Annotated in this window: 8 protein-coding genes; 6 read left to right on the plus strand and 2 right to left on the minus strand. The window is 62.6% G+C overall.

Features of this window, described 5'->3' with window-relative positions:
• Nucleotides 1-135: 135 nt before the first annotated feature.
• The 3 genes from AC1DON_RS00140 to yghU are packed head-to-tail and all read left to right on the plus strand — an operon-like array spanning nucleotide 136 to nucleotide 4,323.
• Nucleotides 136-2,382, plus strand: a complete 2,247-nt coding sequence (locus AC1DON_RS00140; protein WP_476932707.1) for a glycoside hydrolase family 88 protein — start codon at nucleotides 136-138, stop codon at nucleotides 2,380-2,382.
• A 3-nt stretch (nucleotides 2,383-2,385) separates the two neighbouring features.
• Nucleotides 2,386-3,387 (plus strand): hypothetical protein, encoded by a 1,002-nt coding sequence (locus AC1DON_RS00145; RefSeq protein ID WP_476932708.1) that lies wholly within the window; start codon nucleotides 2,386-2,388, stop codon nucleotides 3,385-3,387.
• Nucleotides 3,388-3,432: 45 nt separating this feature from the next.
• Nucleotides 3,433-4,323 carry a glutathione-dependent disulfide-bond oxidoreductase gene (yghU, locus tag AC1DON_RS00150; RefSeq protein ID WP_476932709.1) on the plus strand — a complete coding sequence of 297 codons (891 nt, stop codon included), beginning with the start codon at nucleotides 3,433-3,435 and terminating at the stop codon, nucleotides 4,321-4,323.
• On the opposite strand, the gene AC1DON_RS00155 is transcribed toward yghU, so the two are convergent.
• Both AC1DON_RS00155 and AC1DON_RS00160 read right to left on the minus strand, forming a co-directional pair.
• Nucleotides 4,320-6,038 (minus strand): ShlB/FhaC/HecB family hemolysin secretion/activation protein, encoded by a 1,719-nt coding sequence (locus tag AC1DON_RS00155; RefSeq protein WP_476932710.1) that lies wholly within the window; start codon nucleotides 6,036-6,038, stop codon nucleotides 4,320-4,322. The two genes, yghU and AC1DON_RS00155, sit on opposite strands and share 4 nt — an antisense overlap.
• 3 nt (nucleotides 6,039-6,041) lie before the next feature.
• A complete protein-coding gene (locus tag AC1DON_RS00160; protein WP_476932711.1) occupies nucleotides 6,042-13,826 on the minus strand; it encodes a YDG domain-containing protein in 7,785 nt (2,594 codons plus the stop codon).
• A gap of 493 nt (nucleotides 13,827-14,319) precedes the next feature.
• Between AC1DON_RS00160 and AC1DON_RS00165 the strand changes: the two genes are divergently transcribed.
• The 3 genes from AC1DON_RS00165 to AC1DON_RS00175 are packed head-to-tail and all read left to right on the plus strand — an operon-like array spanning nucleotide 14,320 to nucleotide 19,241.
• Nucleotides 14,320-14,835 carry a response regulator gene (locus AC1DON_RS00165; protein WP_476932712.1) on the plus strand — a complete coding sequence of 172 codons (516 nt, stop codon included), beginning with the start codon at nucleotides 14,320-14,322 and terminating at the stop codon, nucleotides 14,833-14,835.
• 25 nt (nucleotides 14,836-14,860) lie between these two features.
• Nucleotides 14,861-15,253: a response regulator transcription factor gene (locus AC1DON_RS00170; RefSeq protein WP_476932713.1), complete on the plus strand. Its 393-nt coding sequence runs from the start codon at nucleotides 14,861-14,863 to the stop codon at nucleotides 15,251-15,253.
• A gap of 19 nt (nucleotides 15,254-15,272) precedes the next feature.
• Entirely contained in the window at nucleotides 15,273-19,241 is a 3,969-nt protein-coding gene (locus tag AC1DON_RS00175) for a CHASE domain-containing protein (RefSeq protein WP_476932714.1), read from the plus strand.
• Nucleotides 19,242-19,263 lie beyond the last annotated feature (22 nt).

Genomic DNA, 19,263 nt, shown 5'->3' on the forward strand with positions numbered 1-19,263 from the left:
GCTAGGCGTGTTTGAGTTCTTAACTCCCCGTTTGGAACTCACCACTGGCCGTCCCTCTTCCTACCGGAGGGACGGCCCTTTTTCCTGAGTGCTGTGTAATCCGCCGGGCGCCCGACCCGCAGGAGAGGAAAAAAAATGAAACGCGAAATCCGCATATCGCTGGCGATTGCCGCCCTGCTGAGCGCCCCCGCGACCGGCACCTCCGCCGCTGCCGCGCCCGCGCCCGAACCGGCGAAAGCCCAGGCGATCCGATCCGACGCCATTCCCGATCGCGAACAGATCCTGAGCATCCTCAAGCGCTCGGCATCGGCCGAAGTCGCCCGGCTGAAAGGTATCGAAGACGGTGTCGCGCCCCGGCGCTTTGGCGTCAGCACCAACTGGATCGCCGCCACCTTCTTCGTCGGCGCCATGAAGTTGACGCAAGCGACCGATGCGCCGGACGTGCTGGACTACAGCTCGGCCACCGCCCGCCGCTTCAACTACGGCCATCAGGGCGACGGCGCGCCGGTCCATCTGATCAATGCCGATGACCAGGCAATCGGCGACCTCTATCAGGCCATCTATCTGCATACCGGCTCGCCCGGGACGCTGCTGCCGCTGAAGCAGCGCCTCGACTACACCGTGCCCTATCTGACCCTGTCGCCGCAGCCGAAGAAGCTGGTTTGGTGGTGGTGCGACAGCCTGTTCATGGCGCCGCCGGTCCTGGCGCGCATGTCGGCGATCACCGGCGACCCCAAATATATCGACGCCATGGACGTCCAGTGGTGGCGGACCTATGAGCGCCTCTACGATCAGGAACAGCATCTCTATGCCCGCGACGAGCGCTTCATCGAGCGACGGTCGCCCAACGGCAAAAAGATTTTCTGGGCGCGTGGCGAAGGCTGGGTGCTGGCCGGTCTGGCGCGCGTGCTGGAAGTCATGCCGGCGGATTATCCGTCGCGGCCGCGCTATGTCGCGCTTTACCGCGAGATGGCCGAAAAGATCGCCTCTTTACAGCAGGCGGATGGCCTGTGGCGCGCCAGCCTGCTCGATCCGGAGGCCTTCCCCGAGCCGGAAACCTCAGGCACGGCGTTTTACACCTACGCCCTGGCGTTCGGGATCAATCACGGCATCCTCGAACGCGAGAAATACCTCCCCCACGTTCTGAAGGGCTGGGCGGGGCTGAACCAGTACGTCCTGCCAAGCGGTATCCTGGGGCAGGTCCAGTCGGCCGGCGACCAGCCCGTGCCGACCAAGCGCGAGACAACGGCGCTCTACGCCAGCGGCGGTTTCTTGCTGGCCGGGCTTGAGGTCGCCAATCTCGGCCAACCGGTGTCGGCCCTGCCGATCGCCCTGTCAGAGCCTGCGCAGTTGCAATACCACGCCAGCGATATGCGCGAGACGGTGATACCCGCCAATGCGACGCCAGAGCAGCTCAAGGAACTCAATCGCCGCACCGCCGAGCGCGATGCGGTCAAGCTGTTGGCCTTCGATCCCATGGTCGACGATCCGAACTATGTCTCGCCGGCGGCGACCAAATGGGTCGGGTCAAAGCCGGAAAAGCTGATCCCGCCGAGCGAAACCGAAAAGCAGCCACGCGCCACGGTCCGGTTCGCGCCCGATCGCGCCGACGATATCCTGTGGGAAAACGACCGCGTCGCCCATCGCATATACGGTCCGGCCCTGCAGGCCATTGAGCCACCGTCGGGCTCCGGCATTGACGCCTGGGCCAAGCGCGTGCGGTGGCCGTTCATGGACCGCCAGCTCAAGACCAAGTCCTATCACAACGACCAGGGCGAAGGCCTCGACTATTATAACGTCAAGGCATCGCGCGGCGCGGGCGGCCTCGGCATCTGGGCCGACAACAAGCTGTGGGTGTCGCGCAACTGGGCCAGCTATGAGATCCTGAAGAACGGGCCGGACGTAGCGTCGTTCCGCGTCGACTATGCCGCCTGGCCGGTCGGCGTTGCGCGCAAGGTCTGGGAGACGCGGACCTTCACCCTGCCGATGGGGACTAACTTCACCCGTCTGGAATCGACCCTGAAATCCGACACGCCCGACGACCTGACCGTCGGGATTGGTCTCGGCAAGGGCGCAACGATCACCGGCAAGGGACGGCTGCTGTCCGACAAGACGCGTGGCATCCTGTCCTACTGCGAGCCGTCAGACCCGGCGCACGGCACGCTGTGCACGGCTGTCCGCGTCGATCCGGCCGTGGTCGAGGACATCCGCGCCGACGCCGATAACAACCTGATCCTGATTAGGGTCAAGCCCGGAAAGCCCTTTGTCTACTATATTGGCTCGGGCTGGGACCGCGGGCTCGATTTCAAAAATACCGACGAATGGGAAGCCTACGTGACCTCTCAGACGCTTGATTTCCCACCCGCAGTAACGAAGCGCTGAGCCATGATGAAAACGCCCCTTCTCCTCTTGGCCGCGCTGGCCGCCGGGCCAGTCTTCGCGCAGTCCTTTTCACCGGAAACCCTGCCCGGCAAGGGTTTAAGCGAGCACCCGTTCCTTTACTGCGGCGAATATGAGTTCAACGCCGACCAGCAGACCATCCACCTGATCCGCGACGGCCGCGAGGTCTGGAACTACCAGATCAAGTTCCGCACCCTGCGCAACGAAAAGGCTGACATTCAGGAGCTGGGCGACTGCACTTTGTTGTCCAACGGCAATGTCATCTTCACCAGCCGGTTTGGCGCCGCCGAGGTCACACCCGACAAGACGATTGTCTGGCAGTATTTCGCACCCGGCAATACCGAGATCCATTCGTTGCAGGCGCTTGGGCTTGACCGCGTGCTTTTGGTCCAAAACGGCAATCCGGCCAAGGCTTTGACGATCAACAAGACGACCAATACAGTCGAAAAGACCTTTGTCGTACCGGTCGCCAAACCGGACAATGTCCACGGCCAGTTGCGCCGCGTGCGCCTGACGAAGGCCGGGACCTATCTGGTTGCGCAGATGGATATGAACGCCGTCAGCGAATACGACGAAGCCGGCAAGGTGTTGTGGTCGGTCGAAGCCCTGTCGCCGTGGTCCGCTGTCCGGCTGAACAACGGCAATACGCTGATCTCCTCGAACAAGGGGTTTGTCCGAGAAGTCCGGCCCGACCATACGACCGCGTGGGAATTCAACAGCGAAGATGCCGCCCGGCTCGGCTATGACCTGCGCAATGTCCAGGAGGTTACGCGCCTGGCAAATGACAATACGGTACTGAGCAACTGGGTCGCGGGCAGCATCAAGCCAGAGGATTGGCCGAAGACGGTACAGGTCCTCGAAGTCACGCCTGACAAGCAAGTCGTCTGGGCGCTGCGGCAATGGTCGGCGCCCAATCTCGGCCCGGCGACGTCGATCCAGTTGCTCGACCAGCCGGGTGTCGCCGAAAATGGTGATCTGCAGCGCTAAGGTGCCTTGCGGTCCCGCGCTTGGCAACCATATCTGTGATCTCGCATGTTACATATTGGAGACCAGGACATGGCCGACAGCGATCCCGCCAATAATCAACCCGCCGGCTATGTGCCGCCGCAGGTCTGGCAATGGGACAAGGGCAATGGCGGCCAGTTCGCCAATATCAACCGGCCGATTTCCGGCGCGACGTCCGACAAGGAACTGCCCGTCGGTAAACACCCGCTCCAGCTCTATTCGCAGGGCACGCCAAACGGCGTAAAAGTCACTATCCTGCTCGAGGAACTGCTGGTTGCCGGTCACGCGGGCGCGGAATACGATGCCTGGTTGATCAAGATCGGCGATGGCGACCAGTTTGGCTCAGGCTTCGTGTCGATCAATCCGAACTCCAAGATTCCGGCCATGCTAGATCGCTCGACCGATCCGCAGACACGGTTGTTCGAAAGCGGTTCGATCCTCTTCTATCTCGCTGAGAAGTTCGGCGTCTTCCTGCCGACGGACCATCACAAGCGCGCCGAGACCATGAACTGGCTGATGTGGCAGATGGGCTCGGCGCCGTTTGTCGGCGGCGGTTTCGGCCATTTCTATGCCTATGCCCCGTTCAAGATCGAATATGCGATCAACCGCTACGCCATGGAGGCCAAGCGGCAACTGCACGTGCTGGATACGCAGTTGGGCAAGACCGAATACGTCGCCGGCAGCGACTATACGATCGCCGATATGGCTATCTATCCCTGGTACGGCGGCCTTCTGAACGATGCCTATTCGGCGGGCGAATTCCTGTCGGTCGGCGACTACGCCAATATCCGCCGCTGGGTCGACCAGCTCGAAGCCCGCACCGGCGTCAAGCGCGGCCGCCTGGTCAACCGGGCCGCCGACGGCCTGGCTGAGCGCCACGACGCCAGCGATTTCGACAGTATCCTTCGCGCCGGTTAAAACGCGACGCTCAGATTGGAGTGGACCAGCCAGTTGCCGGCGCGCGTAATGCGGTCCGGCGTAAGCGCGCACGCGGCATTGACGTTCAGGGCGACAAAGCGCGTCAGGCGGACTTCGGCGCCAGCGCCGGTCGAGGCCAGGCCGCTCGTCTGATGGGCGGCATTGTCGCGGCCGTAGCCCATGTCAAAAAACAGGAACGGATTGACCTGCGTGTGCTTGCTTAAAGCTTTTCCTGGCATGCGCAGTTCGTTGCGCACGATCAGCGCTGTGTCGAATGCGCCATTTTCCAGCGTATAACCGCGCACCAGGCTGGAGCCGCCCAGGCCCGCCTGTTCGGTGCGTGGCAGGGCGACCGAGGCGAACTGGCCGCTGGCCTGGGTCTTCAGCGTCAGATTGTTCGGCAGCGGCGTGAAGCGGCTGTAGGTGGCGCTGACATAGCTGTAGGTCGCGCCCTTCTGGCGGCCCTGCGAATAGAGCACGGCCTGTTCATGGCTGTTGCCGGCATTGATATTGCCGGGGCTCATATGGGCGACGACGTCGAGTGTCGAGGCGCCGAAGCCGTCCTTGCCGGAATGACGATAGCCGGCATAGAGCTGATAGACCTCGACCGCGACGTCGTAGACCGGTACGCCGGCGAAGTAGGTGATACCCTTCTGGTGCTTGGCCTCGATGCCGAAGCGCATGTCGGTCGCCCCGACGTCGCCGTGCAGCTTCGAGAAAGCGAAACGATAGCCAAGCGCGCCTTCGCCGGCCTTGAGGCGGACGCTGAACGGATCGCCGGCCTGGTAGGTGGTGACGGCGTTCATGGTGGCCTCGATCTGGCCACGCTGGCCGATGGGCGCGGTATAGGCCAGGGCGGCACTCTTGTAGTGCGGAGCCTTTTCGCCTTCCAGCACATCGCGCGACACGGTCGTTTGCGCCGACAGGACGCTGTCCGGACCCAGCAGGCCGCCGATGGCGCCGCCCAGGAAATAGCGGTCGAAGCTGGTCGAGGCCGAGCCGTCATTGCTGTAGCCGGCATAGACCTGCCAGCTTTTGCCCTGGCGCGCCGCCAGGGTCAGGTTGGAGACGCCCAGGGTGTCGCCGGGACTGAAAACGGCCTGAGTGCTGCGGAACGGATAGCGGTTGATCCAGTCAAGATCGTAGGTCAGTTCGCGGGCATTGATGGCGTCGCCGGCCTTGAGGCCGATACGGTCGCGCAGGCGCTCGGCCTCGGCGTCCGATCTGGCGCCGGTGACGGTAACCTTACCGGTACGGAATTCGACGACGCGGATCTGGAGCACCCCGGCGGTGATCTCCTGTTCCGGCGTCGATAGCGAGACGAATGGATAGTTGAGGTCGCGATAGTGGGCGGCGATCACCGCTTCGGCCTCGGCGATCAGCTTGCGCGAAATCGGCTTGCCGAGAAACGGTTGCAGCAAGCTTGAAATATCACTGCCTTGCAGCCGGGCGACATCGCCGACGATGATTCCGTTGCTTGCCGTGGCACGGACGGTTTCCTTCGGCCCCAGCAGGACGACGGTGCTTAAGGCCGGGCCGATCGGGGTTGCGTCCTGCTCGGCCGGGATGGCGTTGGGCGCCAGGATCTCGGATGGCGCAGCCTGGGGCGCTTGCGGCAGATGGCGCTCGATGGCCTGGCCGTGCGCCTGGGCGGCGACCAGCATGGGAAGCAGCGAGGCCGCCGCCAGGGTGAAGGAACGGAACGAAAAGGACATGAATTAGTTACCGGCTGCGAAGCTGATGGCGTTCGAGATGAACTGATTGGTCGGGTAGGGGGTGTTGGCGCAACCGTCGCCGTCGGCGCAGGTCGTGCCGCTCTGGCCGGCGCTGCGGACGCTTGGGCCGGTGGCTTCCTGGTTTCCGTCGCCGGCCGCAGAGCCTGCGTCGGTGGTGTCACTGTCGTCCGACGTGCTGCCGGAACCCGAAGCGTCCGAAGACGAACCGCTTGCGTCGCTGGCAGTGCCGGAGTTCGACGTGTTATCGACAGGCGCGCTCAGGCCGATCGGCGCCGGCTGGATGACCGGCTGGCTCGATGACGTGGCGGAACTGCTGACCGGATTGACGATCGGGTTGTTCTGCAGCGCCACCGCCGTGATGGTGAAGGCGCTCTTGATAAAGGTGACGTCGTAGTTGGCGGATGCCGCCAGCGAGCCCTGGTTGATGTCGTAGGTGCCGGGGTCTTCTCCGCCAGTGCGCGTCAGGTTGCCGCTTAAGGCATCGCTGCCGGCCAGGCTGCCCGAAGTGATGGCGTAGGTCAGGGCCGGATCGGTGGCGCCGGCGTTCTTGGCGCCGATGTCAGCCGTCAGGGTGAGTTTGCGCGTGGCGATGCTGCCGATATTGGCGGTCGCTGATCCGTTGACGGTGTAATTCTCCGCGTCCGCGCCCGTCAGGGCCAGACCGGACGCTGTGACGACCTTGCCGGTACCGGCATCGACATCGCCATAAGCGCCCGTGGTCGGGTTATTCAGCGCGACCGTGTCACTGCCCTTGAGACCCGTAAGCACGTAGTTGTCGGCTGTCAGGCTGGCGCTCAGCGTCGCGTCGTAGGTCTTCGCGGTGCTGCCGATCAGCCCGGCGGTCAAGGCTGCCTTGGCGATGGTGCCCGAAGCGGTCTGGGTCGCAACCGCATAGTTGCCGCCGTTATTGCCATCGTTGACAGTATAGCCGGTGACAGCGAGCGTGCGCGAACCCGCGGTTTTGCTGTCGAAGAATTGCATCGCCCCGGTGACGGTGTCCGCGCCCTTCAGGCCGGTTATGCCGACGGTTCCGGTTGAAGCCGTGGTGGCGTCATAGGTCTTGCTGTCGGTGCTTGCGGCAAGCGTCAGATTGGCCTGCGTGATCGTGCCAGAAGCCGTCTGGGTGGTGACGGCGTAGTTGCCACCGCTATTGCCGTCGTTGACGGTGTAGCCGGTGACTGTGAGCGTGCGCGAACCCGCGTTCTTGCTGTCGAAGGCCTGGCTGGCGCCGGTGACGCTGTCTGAGCCCTTGAGACCGGAAACCGTTGCAGTACCAGTAGAGGCTATCGTGGCGTCGTAGGTTTTGGTGTCGGTGGCTGCCGCGACGGTTAGGCTAGCCTTGGCAATGGTGCCCGAAGCGGTCTGGGTGGTGACAGTGTAGTTGCCACCGCTGTTGCCATCGCTGACCATATAGCCGTCGACCGTGAGGGTGCGCGAACCGGCGTTTTGGCTGTCGAAGGATTGCGTCGCACCGCTGACGGTATCCGAGCCGAGCAGGCCYGTGACGGTTACTGTGCCGGTCGAGGTGGCGTTCGTGTCGTAGGTCTTGGTGTCGGTACCGGCCGCGAGGGTCAGGCTGGCCTTGCTGATCGTGCCAGCAGCCGTCTGCGTCGAAACGGTATAGTTTCCGCCGCTATTGCCGTCGTTGACGGTGTAGCCATTGACTATGAGCGTGCGTGTGCCGGCATTCTGACTGTCGAAGATCTGGCTTTTGCCCGAGACGGTGTCGGAGCCCAGAAGGCCCGTGACGGTYACWGTRCCGGYYGAGGTGGYGTTCGTGTCGTAGGTCTTKGTGTCGGTWCCGGCSGCGAKGGTCAGGYTGGCCTTAGTGATGCTGCCCGAAGCGGTTTGCGTCGAGACGTCGTAGTTGCCGCCGCTATTGCCGTCGTTGAGTGTGTAGCCCGCAACCGAGAGCGTCCGTGTGCCAGCATTCTGGCTGTCGAAGACCTGGCTCTTGCCGGTGACGGTGTCCGAGCCGAGCAGGCCTGTGACGGTTACTGTGCCGGTCGAGGTGGCGTTCGTGTCGTAGGTCTTGGTGTCGGTACCGGCCGCGAGGGTCAGGCTGGCCTTGCTGATCGTGCCAGCAGCCGTCTGCGTCAAGACGGTATAGTTGCCGCCACTGTTGCCGTCGTTGACGGTGTAGCCGTTGACGGTGAGGGTGCGTGTCCCGGCGTTCTGGCTGTCGAAGACCTGGCTCTTGCCAGTAACGGTGTCGGAGCCCAACAGGCCAATGACGGTTACGGTCCCGGTCGAAGTTGCGTTCGTGTCGTAAGTCTTGGTGTCGGCACCAGCGGTAATCGTGAGGTTGGCCTTGCTGATCGTACCTGCAGCCGTCTGCGTCGAGATATCGTAGTTGCCACCGCTATTGCCGTCATTGACGGTGTAGCCGTTGACCGTAAGCGTGCGCGAACCGGCGTTCTGGCTGTCGAAAACCTGACTCTTGGCGGTGACGGTGTCCGAGCCGAGCAGGCCCGTGACGGTTACTGTGCCGGTCGAGGTGGCGTTGGTGTCGTAGATCTTGGTGTCGGTACCGGCCGCAAGGGTCAGGCTGGCCTTGCTGATCGTGCCAGCAGCCGTCTGCGTCAAGACATCGTAATTGTCGCCACTATTGCCGTCATTGACGATGTAGCCGTTGACCGTAAGCGTGCGCGAACCGGCGTTCTTGCTGTCGAAGACCTGGCTCTTGCCGGTGACGGTGTCGGAGCCGACCAGGCCAGTGACGGTAACGGTGCCGGTTGAGGTGGCATCCGTATCGTAGGTCTTGGTGTCGGTCGCTGCAGCGAGTGTCAGGGTTGCCTTGTCGATGGTCAGCGTACCGGCGGAACCATACGCTATGGTGTAGTTCAGGTCCGAAGCCAGCGTGCCCGCTGCTGTCAGCGAATAGGCGCCGGCATTCTTGCTTGAGGTCGTCAGGCCCGTCACGCTGCCGGTAAAGCTGTCCGCCGACTGGTCGTCGGTCAGGTAGCCACTCAAGGAATAGGTGTTGGTCTGGGCCGAACCGTTATAGGTCACGGCCTTGGTGTCCGCCGTCACGGTCAGGGTCGGGGCATAGCCGGTAACGAAGCGGTTGCCGCTGTTCGGTGTTGTGGCAAACGCGCCGGTGCTGAAATTGAAGGCGTTGTTGTAGAAGGTCTTGCCGCTTAAAGACCCGAAGCTGTTGCTTGTTGCCGCAGTCGTGCTGTCGCCGTGCGCCTGGGTGTAGATCAGCCAGCGGCCATTGCTGGCCGAGACCGCGCTGGAACCGGCATTGTTGATAAACGACCCGTCGGCCGCCAGGGTCACGGCCGTGCCCGTAGCCGTCGAAGTCACCGAACCTGTCGAGGCCAGGGTCATGTCGCCGCCCGACTGGATCAGCAGGCTGCCGCTGCGCGACACGGCCTGGTCGAGGCTGAAGGCGCCGGATGCGGCGATTTTCAGCGTGGCGGCGTCAAGTGCACTCACCAGGGCGCTGTGGCGCGAGGACCCGAAGGCCGTGTTCGCGCCGGTCATCAGGTCGCTGTAGGCGGTTTGCGAGGTCGTATAGGTCAGTTGTCCGGCGGTGACATTGAAGCCGGTCACCTGACCGCCTGTCACGACGGGCGCTTCGGTAAAGGCCGCGCCGGTAACCGCGCTGGCATTGTGCGTGGTTTCGGTAATTCCGATCTTGGTCGTGCCGGTCACAGTGCCCGGGGCGGCCATCAGGTAGTAGTAGCCATCGGCGCCGCTGGCGGCCGTCGTACCGCCGACCTGGGCGCCAGCGACATAAACGGCCAGGGTCGCGGCCGGCAGGACCGAGCCGTTGTTGGCATAGGTGTAGCCGCTGATCGACTGCATGCCGGTCCGGAACTGTGATTGGAGGTAAGGATAAAGGCCCGAGCCGGTCGCCCATATCGAACTGGAAAAGCCTGTGGGCAGGCTGCCGCTCTGCAAGGCGCTGCGTGTCAGGCCGGTGGGCGTGCCGCTGGTTGCGGTGGTGCCGACGCCGGTGCTGGTGCCTGATGAGGTCGTGTCCCAGTAGCCATTGGTAATCGTGGTGTTCGCCGTATAGCCGGCAAAGCCGCCGCCGCTGGTTACCGCGCTGACATAGCCGGTCGCATACGAGGTGGTGATCGTACCACCCGAGCTGAAGCCCACCAGCCCGCCGGCATACAGGTTGCCGAAGACCCCGCCGGTGGCGAATGAGTCGCTGATCGTGCCGCCGCTGTTGAAGGCGACCAGACCGCCGGTGGTATTGGCCGTGCCGGTGACCGTGCCGGTTGCGTAGGACTGGCTGATCGTGCCGGTGCTGTCGTTCCAGCCGGCGAGGCCGCCCATGTCGCTGACGCCGCCATTGTCGCCGTTGCTGGTCACCGCGCCCGTAGCGTGGGACTGAGAGATTGTGCCGGTATTCCAGCCGACCAGCCCGCCCGAACGGAAAACGACATGCATGTCGGCGGAAGCGTAGGCGTTCTTGATCGTTCCGGTATTCTTGCCAACCAGGGCGCCGGAATACCACCGGCCGTAAATGCTGCCGCCGGTAATGCCAATGTCGCGGACGGTGCCGGTATTCGTGCCGAACAGCCCGACATAGTCGGTTGAAGCCGCGGTGATGTTGAGGTTGGAAATCGTATGGCCGAGACCCGTAAAGGTGCCGTTCATTGTGGTGAGCACGGCCGCCGAATAGGTATTGCCGGAAAGGTCGAGCGTATTGGCCAGAGCGTAGCGGCCGCTGCCGGTGCCGACGCCGATCAGGTCGCTGACCGAATAGAGCAGGGTATAGGCATTGCTGTTGATCGTCAGCGACTGGCCCGCGCCCGCCGTATTGGTGAAGCTGAGGCTCTTGCTCTTTAGGAAGCTGTAGTCGCCCGAACCGCCGCTGCTCGTCGTCAGCGTGATGGCATTGGTGCCGGACACCGTGACATCTGCGTTGATGTAGAGGTTGTTATAGGCCTCGAACGTCACGGCATTGCTGCCGCTTATCGTCTGCGCAGTGTCGATGCTCAGGTCACCGGCAAGCGTCTTGAAGGCTGTGGCGCCCGTCGTGTCTATGGCGCTGTCGATACTGAAGCTGCTCGACGCATTGATTGTGTAGGCCGCTGACGAGAGGGTGGACAGAAGCGACGTATAATAGCTCGAGCCAAAGGCGGTGGCGGGACCTGACCCTGTCTTGAAAGCCGAATAGGTCGCGGACGAGGTATAGGAATCGAATGTGCCGGAGGTGACATTGAAGCCCGTAACATTGGCGCTGGACAATGATGCCGTGTCACTGAATCCCGCACCGGTAACGGTCGATCCGCCGTTTAGGACCTGCGTCACCCCTGCCGTGGTTCCTGCCGTGCCGGTTGCCACGGGAATGTAGTAATAGCCGTTGGCGCCCGAGCGTGTGCTGCCCAAAGCATTGCCGCTGCTATAGAGTGCGATCGTGGATCGCGAAACGGCCACATTGCTGCTGTTATAGGCCGTGCCGCTTACGGCCGTGACGCCGTTCGGGAAGAAGGTCTTCAAATAGGGATAAAGGCCCGTACCGGTCCCCCAGGTGCTGCTGGAAAACCCGGTCGGCAATGTGCCCTGGAGCTGCGTTGTAGTTTGAGGCGTTCCCTTGCCGGTATCGCTTTTGCCACTGGTTCCGGAGTCGTAATAGCTGTTGGTTGCGCTGCCAGAACCAATTAATCCTCCCAGGGTGGACGTGCCGGTAACCATGCCGGTGGCAAAGGAGGTGCTGACGGTACCGCTTGTGACGTGACCAACAAGGCCGCCGACGTACGTAGAACCATTTACTACGGCGCTCGAAAAACTATTGGAGATCGTGCCGCCCGACATTCGGCCCACCAGGCCGCCGATAGGGGCTACGCCGTTGACAATGCCGGTTGTAAAGGAATTGCGGATCGTACCGGTGCTCTGCGCCGCCAGGCCCCCTGCATAAGTTCCCGTACCAGTGACCGACGCAGAACTCCAGGTATTCGCGATCGTGCCGCTGTTACTTCCGACCAAGCCGCCGACAGTGGACGCGCCGGATATCGTCCCGCCCACAAGGCCGATATCGCGGATGGTTGCGGCATTCGTGCCGATCAGTGCCACAGTCGACGCCCCTGCGCGGCTGATGGTCAGGTTGCTGATCGTATTGCCAAGGCCGGTGAAGATGCCTCCGCTAGTGAAGCTGGTGACCGGGTTCGCCGAGGTGTAGGTGGTGCCTGAAGCATCTATCGAGCTGGCCAGGGCGAACTTTCCGCTCGAAGCACTCATGGTCCCGATATCGCTCAGGCTATAGAGCAGGGTATAGGCGGTGCTGTTGATATTCAGCGTTTGACCGCCGCCAGCCGTATTGGTGAAGCTCAGCGACTTGCCAAGGGCAAAATAGTAGTCGCCGCCCGAGCCGCCATTATTGGTGGTGAGCACGACACCGCCGGCGCCTGAGGCGGTCAGGTTGGCGTTGACGTTGATCGAATGATAGGAATCGAGCGTCAGCGTATTGCCGGTCGACCAGCTGATATCCGAATTGATGATGATGTCGCCGCTGCCGGACGAGGTGTAGGTGCCGGGGCCGCTGGCCGTCGTCGCAGTTGTTTGCAGCGTGACACTGGTCGTTGCCAGGTTGGTATTGATGGTCGTGGCGGCACTGGAATCGACCGTCAGGTCTTCCGGGTCGACCAGCCAGGTGCCTGTCCTTACGCCCGTCGTATCGATATGCGCGCCGGTAAAATCGACATTATGACCCGAGGTTTCGACAAAGCCGCCGGTCAGGTCGCCTTTGGCCACGGCCGTGCCGTGGAAATCGAGCTGGCCCGAAGCCATATCGGCAATGACCATGACCGTTCCGCCGACGTTCTTGCCCGAGACATCGAGGGTCGCGTCCGAAGCCACGGAAATCGTTTGACCGGTGATGTCAATCTGACCGCCATCGTTTGCGTTGGTGGCCGCAAGCGTGCTGCCCGATACTTCAACCGAACCCGTACCTGCGCTCAGATAGATGCGGCCATCGTGGCTGCTGACGCCGGTGGCGCGGATAAGGCCTTGGGTATTGCCGGCCAGGGCGTAGACATTGCCGCCTTCGGCGCGCAGTTCAGCCGTGGCGGCTTCGATATTGCCGGTATTGGTGACGGATGTGCCCGCGCCGCCACTAAGGACCAGGAAGCGGCCGTCATCGACAGACGCATCGCGCATCAGGATGCGGTTGCCAGCCAGAAGGCCCAGCGCACCGTTGGGCGCAGTGATCGTACCGTCATTGCGGACATTGGCAGCGACAAGCGCGACGTCGCCGCCCAGTGCACCGATCTGGCCGAGATTGACGACCGAGGTCAGTGACGGGCCTTCGAAGGTCAGGTCGCCGCCGTTTAAGAAGTTCGCATTGCCGATATCGAGCGTCGAAGCGACGAAATCGCCGCCGACCTTGACCACGCCCGACTTGCCGATCACGACGCCGTTAGGGTTGATCAGGTAGACCGAGCCGGTCGCCGACAGAAGCCCGTCAATTGAGGACAGGTTGGCGCCGGTGACGCGGTTAAGCGTCGCGCCCGAGCCGTTGTTGAAATTGACCGCGCCGCCTTCGCCGATCGAGAAATTCGTCCAATCGATGATCGCCCGGTCGGTCGTCTGGGTGACCGTCACTGCCGCGCCCGAATTGGCGATATCGGCGGCACCTGCCACGACCTGACCGCCCGAAGGCAGGGCTTGCGCGTGCGCCAGATGCGGAATGAACAATCCCGAGGCGAGTGCCGCAGCCAGAATGGTGCTTCGCTTCAGTGTCTGGCGCAGCGATGCGCGCGCGGACGAGGAACGGAACGGGTGGGCCGGGGTAGGAGCGTTTTGCATCTACGATTACACTTCTGGCAATGCGACTGTTGCCGGGCAGGGTAATGCGATAGGGTTTCTCCATGGTTAAAATCTACCTGTTTTCATTGGTTAATTTTTGGATAAATCATTGTTAAAACTAAAAAATTTTAGACGCCAAGTGCACTTTGGTGTTTACTTTTGATGTGGTATTATTTGCCCGCCAGCAAATCAATGCAACTGTTGCACGGTAAGGGAGATGTAACCTTTTTCCATGTGCGCTATGCACGGAGACGGTCCGTTATTAACCATTCCCGTTAAGGTTTAGACCGGAGATCTGGTATCGGGAGGCCGGCCCGAATTCTGGCGAACGCTGTGCAATCGCAGGATTGTGTCCGAACTGTGACAATTGATTCATCGACATTTACCCATTCGCGCCAATAATTGACACACGCGCACATTGCACGTGTCTTGAAATTCCTTTGTAGCCCAGTCATCGGCGCCTAAGCGCCATACGTACCGAAAGTTGCATATAATGAGTAAGCTGGTGGAAATGGGGCGCGCACCCCGCATCCTGCTGGTCGAAGACTGCGATGGCGACGCCATGCTGTTCCGCCGCACCCTGATGCGGGCCTGTCCCGACGCAGAGTTGCGGGTGGCGCACACGGCCGAAGCGGCACTCGTCGTTCTTCAACAGTCGACAGGCCTAGGGAGTGATCCCCTGCCGGACCTGATCGTCACCGACCTGAACCTGCCCGGCATGGGGGGCGTCGAGCTTATCCGCGCACTGAAGAGCGATCACCGTGTCCGCCGTATACCGTGCCTTGTGCTGTCCAGTTCATCCGACGTCCACGATATCGAAGCGGCCTACGATGCCTTTGCCAGCGGTTACCTGACCAAGCCCGACTCCATCGAGGACTACGCCGTCATGATCGGGGGACTGAGCGCATACTGGTTCACGCTGATGCAGGTTCCGCAGGCGTCTGCCGGGCCGCGCCGCAGCGCCGCCGTGGATACGGGATTTCAACACTCGTCCGCTAATCTGAGTTAAGTAGCCACTGGGACGCGCATCGGCCATGACCCTGCAAACCGCATCGCAACGTATTCTGGTCGTCGAGGACGACGCCGATATCCGTGATCTGCTGGAAATCGTCCTCAGCTCCAGCGGCTATGACGTCGAGACCGCGTCCAACGGCCGCCTGGGACTGGAGCGGCTGAAGGACTTCAAGCCCGACCTTATCCTGCTCGACCTGGCCATGCCGGAACTCGACGGCATCGGCTTCCTGAAAGCCAAGCGCGACGCTTACGATATCCGCGACATACCCGTCATCGTCCTGTCGGCCCGCGACAAGAATACCGACGTCATCCAGGCCGTCGAGGTCGGCGCGGACAACTATATCATCAAGCCTTTCAACACGGACGCTGTGTTGAACAGCATAAGGCGGCTGATCCCCAGCCGCATCTACTAGACCACGTTCGCGGTTTCTCATGTCGAGCCCGGACCTCAAGGCGAACCTGTATAAGCGACCGGGCTACGTCCCCATGGTCCTCGCTCTGGCCGTGCTTTACATCATAACGGGCAAGCTGGGTTTGATGCTGTCGGTGCCGCCGGGCTTCGCCACCATCATCTGGCCGCCCTCGGGGCTGGCCCTCGGTCTCTGCCTGGTTCACGGCCGCAGGCTGTGGCCGGGCGTGTGGCTGGGCTCATTCCTGCTCAACGCCCATATTGCCGGCGCGCTCGACCCGTCCGTCGCCATTGTGTGGCCGAAGCTCATCGTCGCGGCGGCGATCGCCGCCGGCTCGACCATCCAGGTCGTTCTGGCATGTTTCCTGGCGCACCGCTTCGTCGGCGCGCCGCTGAAGTTCAATTCGGTCACCCAGATCTTCAAGCTGTTCCTGGTCGCGGGTCCGGTCTCCTGTATTACGGCGGCCAGTATAGGCGTCATATCCTTGCGCGCCGCAGGCATGGTCACACCCGCAGATACAGTGAACAACTGGCTGTCGTGGTGGGGCGGCGACGTCTTCGGCGTCATCGTCTTCCTGCCCCTGGCCCTGGTCGCGCCGGGAAATCCGAACCCCATCCAGCTGAACGGAAGCGGCGCCACGAAGGGGATTGGCCGGCTTTCCGCCCTGGCGCTGTTCCTGCTGCTCATTCCGCTGGGCCTGAGCTTCTACGCCTGGAAGATCGCCTCGATCAGCGAGTACAAGGCGCGCCATGACGCCTTCGAGGCCCTGACCCAGGAGAGCGAAAAAGCGCTGCGCCGCCGCCTGGAATCCTACAACAACGCGCTGGTCGGCGCCCAGGCCTTCTGGACCGGCCAAAGCCACGTTACCCACGCCGAGTGGAAGACCTATGTCGGCGCACTTGATATCAGGACCAACTATCCCGGAATGAACGGGCTCGGCTTCATCGAGCCCGTCGCCCCGGACGGCATGCCCGCGCTTCAAGCCCGTATCCGGACGGACGGCGTCGCGGGTTTCAGCGCGCAGCACGTCGCGGCGGGTGACAATTTCGTCATTACCTACCTCGAGCCAGTCGAAAATAACGCCGCAGCCCTGGGGCTGAACATTGCCTTCGAAGGCAATCGCGCGGCAGCGGCGCGCCAGGCGCGCGATTCCGGCCGCACCAGCCTGACGAAGAAGATCTACCTGGTCCAGGACAGCGAACGCACGCCAGGCTTCCTCCTGCTGGCGCCGCTCTATGCCTCCGGTCACGCGCCCGCGACCGTAGAGGCCCGTCGTGCCGAATTGAAGGGCTGGATCTATGCGCCGTTCGTTGCCCGCAACCTTTTGGCTGACCTGACGCGCAGTCAGGGCAACCAGGTCGATATCGAAATTTACGACCAGGGCCAGGAAGCGCCGGGCAACCTGATCTATCGCAGCGGCGAGATCGCGCCCGGCGGTAATTTCACGGAACGGCGATTGTTCCAGGTTGGCCAGACGACCTGGCTGATCGTGTGGAAGAGCACCAAGGCCTTCGACTATTCGGGCCGGTCGGTTACGCCGACGCTTATCCTCGGCGCAGGGCTTCTGTTTACCGCCATGCTGGGGGTGCTCTTCTTCAGTATGAGCCTGAAGGACACCGGGATCGGAGAGGCGCGTCCGACGCGTGAACGCTTCCTGGTGCCCGTCACTGTCTTCTTCGTGCTGGCGGTCGGCGCCGCCTTCGGCTACCGCACCCTGTCCGTGCAGGAGACGCATTATGTCGAGGGGCTGATGACGCGCGACACGTCGCGCATCGAGGAGCTCATGGGATCGCGCGCAGACAGCGCGATCACGGCGCTGGAACGCTTTGCCGCGCGCCGTAAAGCAGGCCCCGGTCATTCGGAAGTGCAGTGGCGCGACGATGCGGCCAACATGGTCGGGGATATCGACGGTCTCCAGTCGCTGAGCCTGCTCGATGCCCGCCAGACGCCGGTATGGACCGAGCCGGAAGCCGCAGGGCAGGCCTTGGCGGGAGGACGTGTCGATCCGGCTGCCGAGCAAGGGCAGCGGACGACCATTACCTTCGGCCACGATGCCGCGGGACAGCCGGTCTTCACGCTGCTGGTGCCGATTTTCGACGGATCTGCGCCGGCCAACTACCTGGCGGCACGGTTCGATGCCCGGGCCTTCGCTGAGGATGCCCTGACCGAGGACCTGCGCAGCAATTACGAGCTCAGCCTCATGGTGGGCGGCCAGTCCAATGCCCGGGCTCCGGTTCCCCTGACCAATGTTGGCGACACGCCGCTGACCGACAAGACCCTGCCGGGCTATGTCAGCATCGCCAATGAGGTGTGGACGCTGCAGATCCGGCCGACCCAGCCCTTTGTCGCGACGCAGCGGTCGCCCTTTCCGGTCATCGCCCTGGTGGCGGGACTGGTCATTGCCGGCCTGTGCGCCCTGACGGTCCAGGCGCTTCTCGTCACCAACCGCAAGTCGCTTGAGCTGACCCATTCCAATCGCCGTCTGTTCGATGCCAGCACGTTGAATTCGGCCATCCTGGCCAGCACCAAATATATCGTGGTAACGACCGACCCGGACGGCCGCGTGACCTCGTTCAACTCCGAGGCGGAGGCGGCCCTGGGCTATACGGCGGCCGAGATTATTGGCTTCGAGACCGCCGTCAAGTGGCTCGACCCGTCCGAAGTCATCCTGCGGACGCGCCACGTCAATGCCGAGCTGGGGCTGGCACTCAAGCCAGGTTTCGTGACGCTGACGGCGCGCATCGAACATTTTGGAGAGGACACCAGCGAATGGACCTTCGTGCGCAAGAACGGGGCGCGTTTCCCGGTCAGCCTGAACGTCACGGCACTGACCGGTGAAAATGGCGAGCGAACCGGGTATCTGGGCGTTGCCGAGGATATTACCGAACGCCGCGCCCAGCAGCAGGCTCTGGTCACCAGCGAGGAAACCTTTCGTCTGGCGATGGAAAACGCGCCGACCGGACAGGCTCTGGTCAGTCTCGACGGCCGCTGGCTCAAGGTCAATGGTGCCCTGTGCGATCTTCTGGGCTATACGCCGGAGACTTTACTCGCGACCGATTTCCAGGCAATTACCCATCCTGAAGACCTCGACACAGACTTGGCGCTGGTCGGGCAGGTGCTGTCGGGCGAGATCGCCAGCTATACGCTGGAAAAGCGCTACATCCACAGTGGGGGACGGACCATCTGGGGTTTGCTGAGCGTCTCTCTCGTCCGCAAGGCCGACGGAAAGCCACATTACTTCATTTCACAGATCCAGGACATTACCGAACGCCGGGTGATGGAGCAGATGAAGAGCGAATTCATCTCGACTGTCAGCCACGAGCTGCGCACGCCGCTGACCGCCATTCGCGGCTCGCTCGATTTCGTTGCCACGTCGCTGGGATCGGGCTTGCCCCAGGCGGGCCAGCGCCTGATCGACATGGCGCGGCGCAATTGCGACCGGCTGGTCCTGCTGGTCAATGACATCCTCGATATCGACAAGATTACCTCGGGCACGATGCGCTTCGACCTGCGTGACGAGCCGGTAGCGCAACTGGTCGAGCAAAGTATCGCGCTGAACCAGGGGTTTGCCGATAAGCTGAGTGTCGGCCTGGCGGCCCAGGGTGTTTCAATGGGCGCATCGATCCGCGTCGACGGCGAGCGCTTCCAGCAGGTGATGACGAACCTGATCTCGAACGCGGTCAAGTTCTCGCCCGAAGGCGGTACGGTGCACATCTCGGCCACGCCGTTGGGCGGCGACGTCCGGATCAGCGTCCGCGACGAAGGTCCTGGGATACCGGCGGACTTCCGCGGGCGCATCTTTGGCCGGTTCGCCCAGGCGGATTCGTCGATCACGCGGTCCAAGGGTGGTTCGGGCCTGGGTCTGCACATCACCCGGGAGATCGTGGCGCAGATGGGCGGGACGATCGGCTACGACTCGGTCGAAGGCGAGGGCGCGACCTTCTGGATCGTGTTCCCGGCAGTGCGCGAGGCGCTGGACCAGGCGAGCTAGAGCTATATGACGAAAAGTGTAA

It is taken from the genome of Asticcacaulis sp. P4_H10 (assembly GCF_056400965.1).

Excerpts from the sequence above, each read along its gene's own strand:
- AC1DON_RS00140 (WP_476932707.1), top strand. The coding sequence starts at position 136 with ATGAAACGCGAAATCCGCATATCGCTGGCGATTGCCGCCCTGCTGAGC.
- AC1DON_RS00145 (WP_476932708.1), top strand. The coding sequence starts at position 2,386 with ATGATGAAAACGCCCCTTCTCCTCTTGGCCGCGCTGGCCGCCGGGCCA.
- yghU (WP_476932709.1), top strand. The coding sequence starts at position 3,433 with ATGTTACATATTGGAGACCAGGACATGGCCGACAGCGATCCCGCCAAT.
- AC1DON_RS00155 (WP_476932710.1), bottom strand. The coding sequence starts at position 6,038 with ATGTCCTTTTCGTTCCGTTCCTTCACCCTGGCGGCGGCCTCGCTGCTT.
- AC1DON_RS00165 (WP_476932712.1), top strand. The coding sequence starts at position 14,320 with ATGAGTAAGCTGGTGGAAATGGGGCGCGCACCCCGCATCCTGCTGGTC.
- AC1DON_RS00170 (WP_476932713.1), top strand. The coding sequence starts at position 14,861 with ATGACCCTGCAAACCGCATCGCAACGTATTCTGGTCGTCGAGGACGAC.
- AC1DON_RS00175 (WP_476932714.1), top strand. The coding sequence starts at position 15,273 with ATGTCGAGCCCGGACCTCAAGGCGAACCTGTATAAGCGACCGGGCTAC.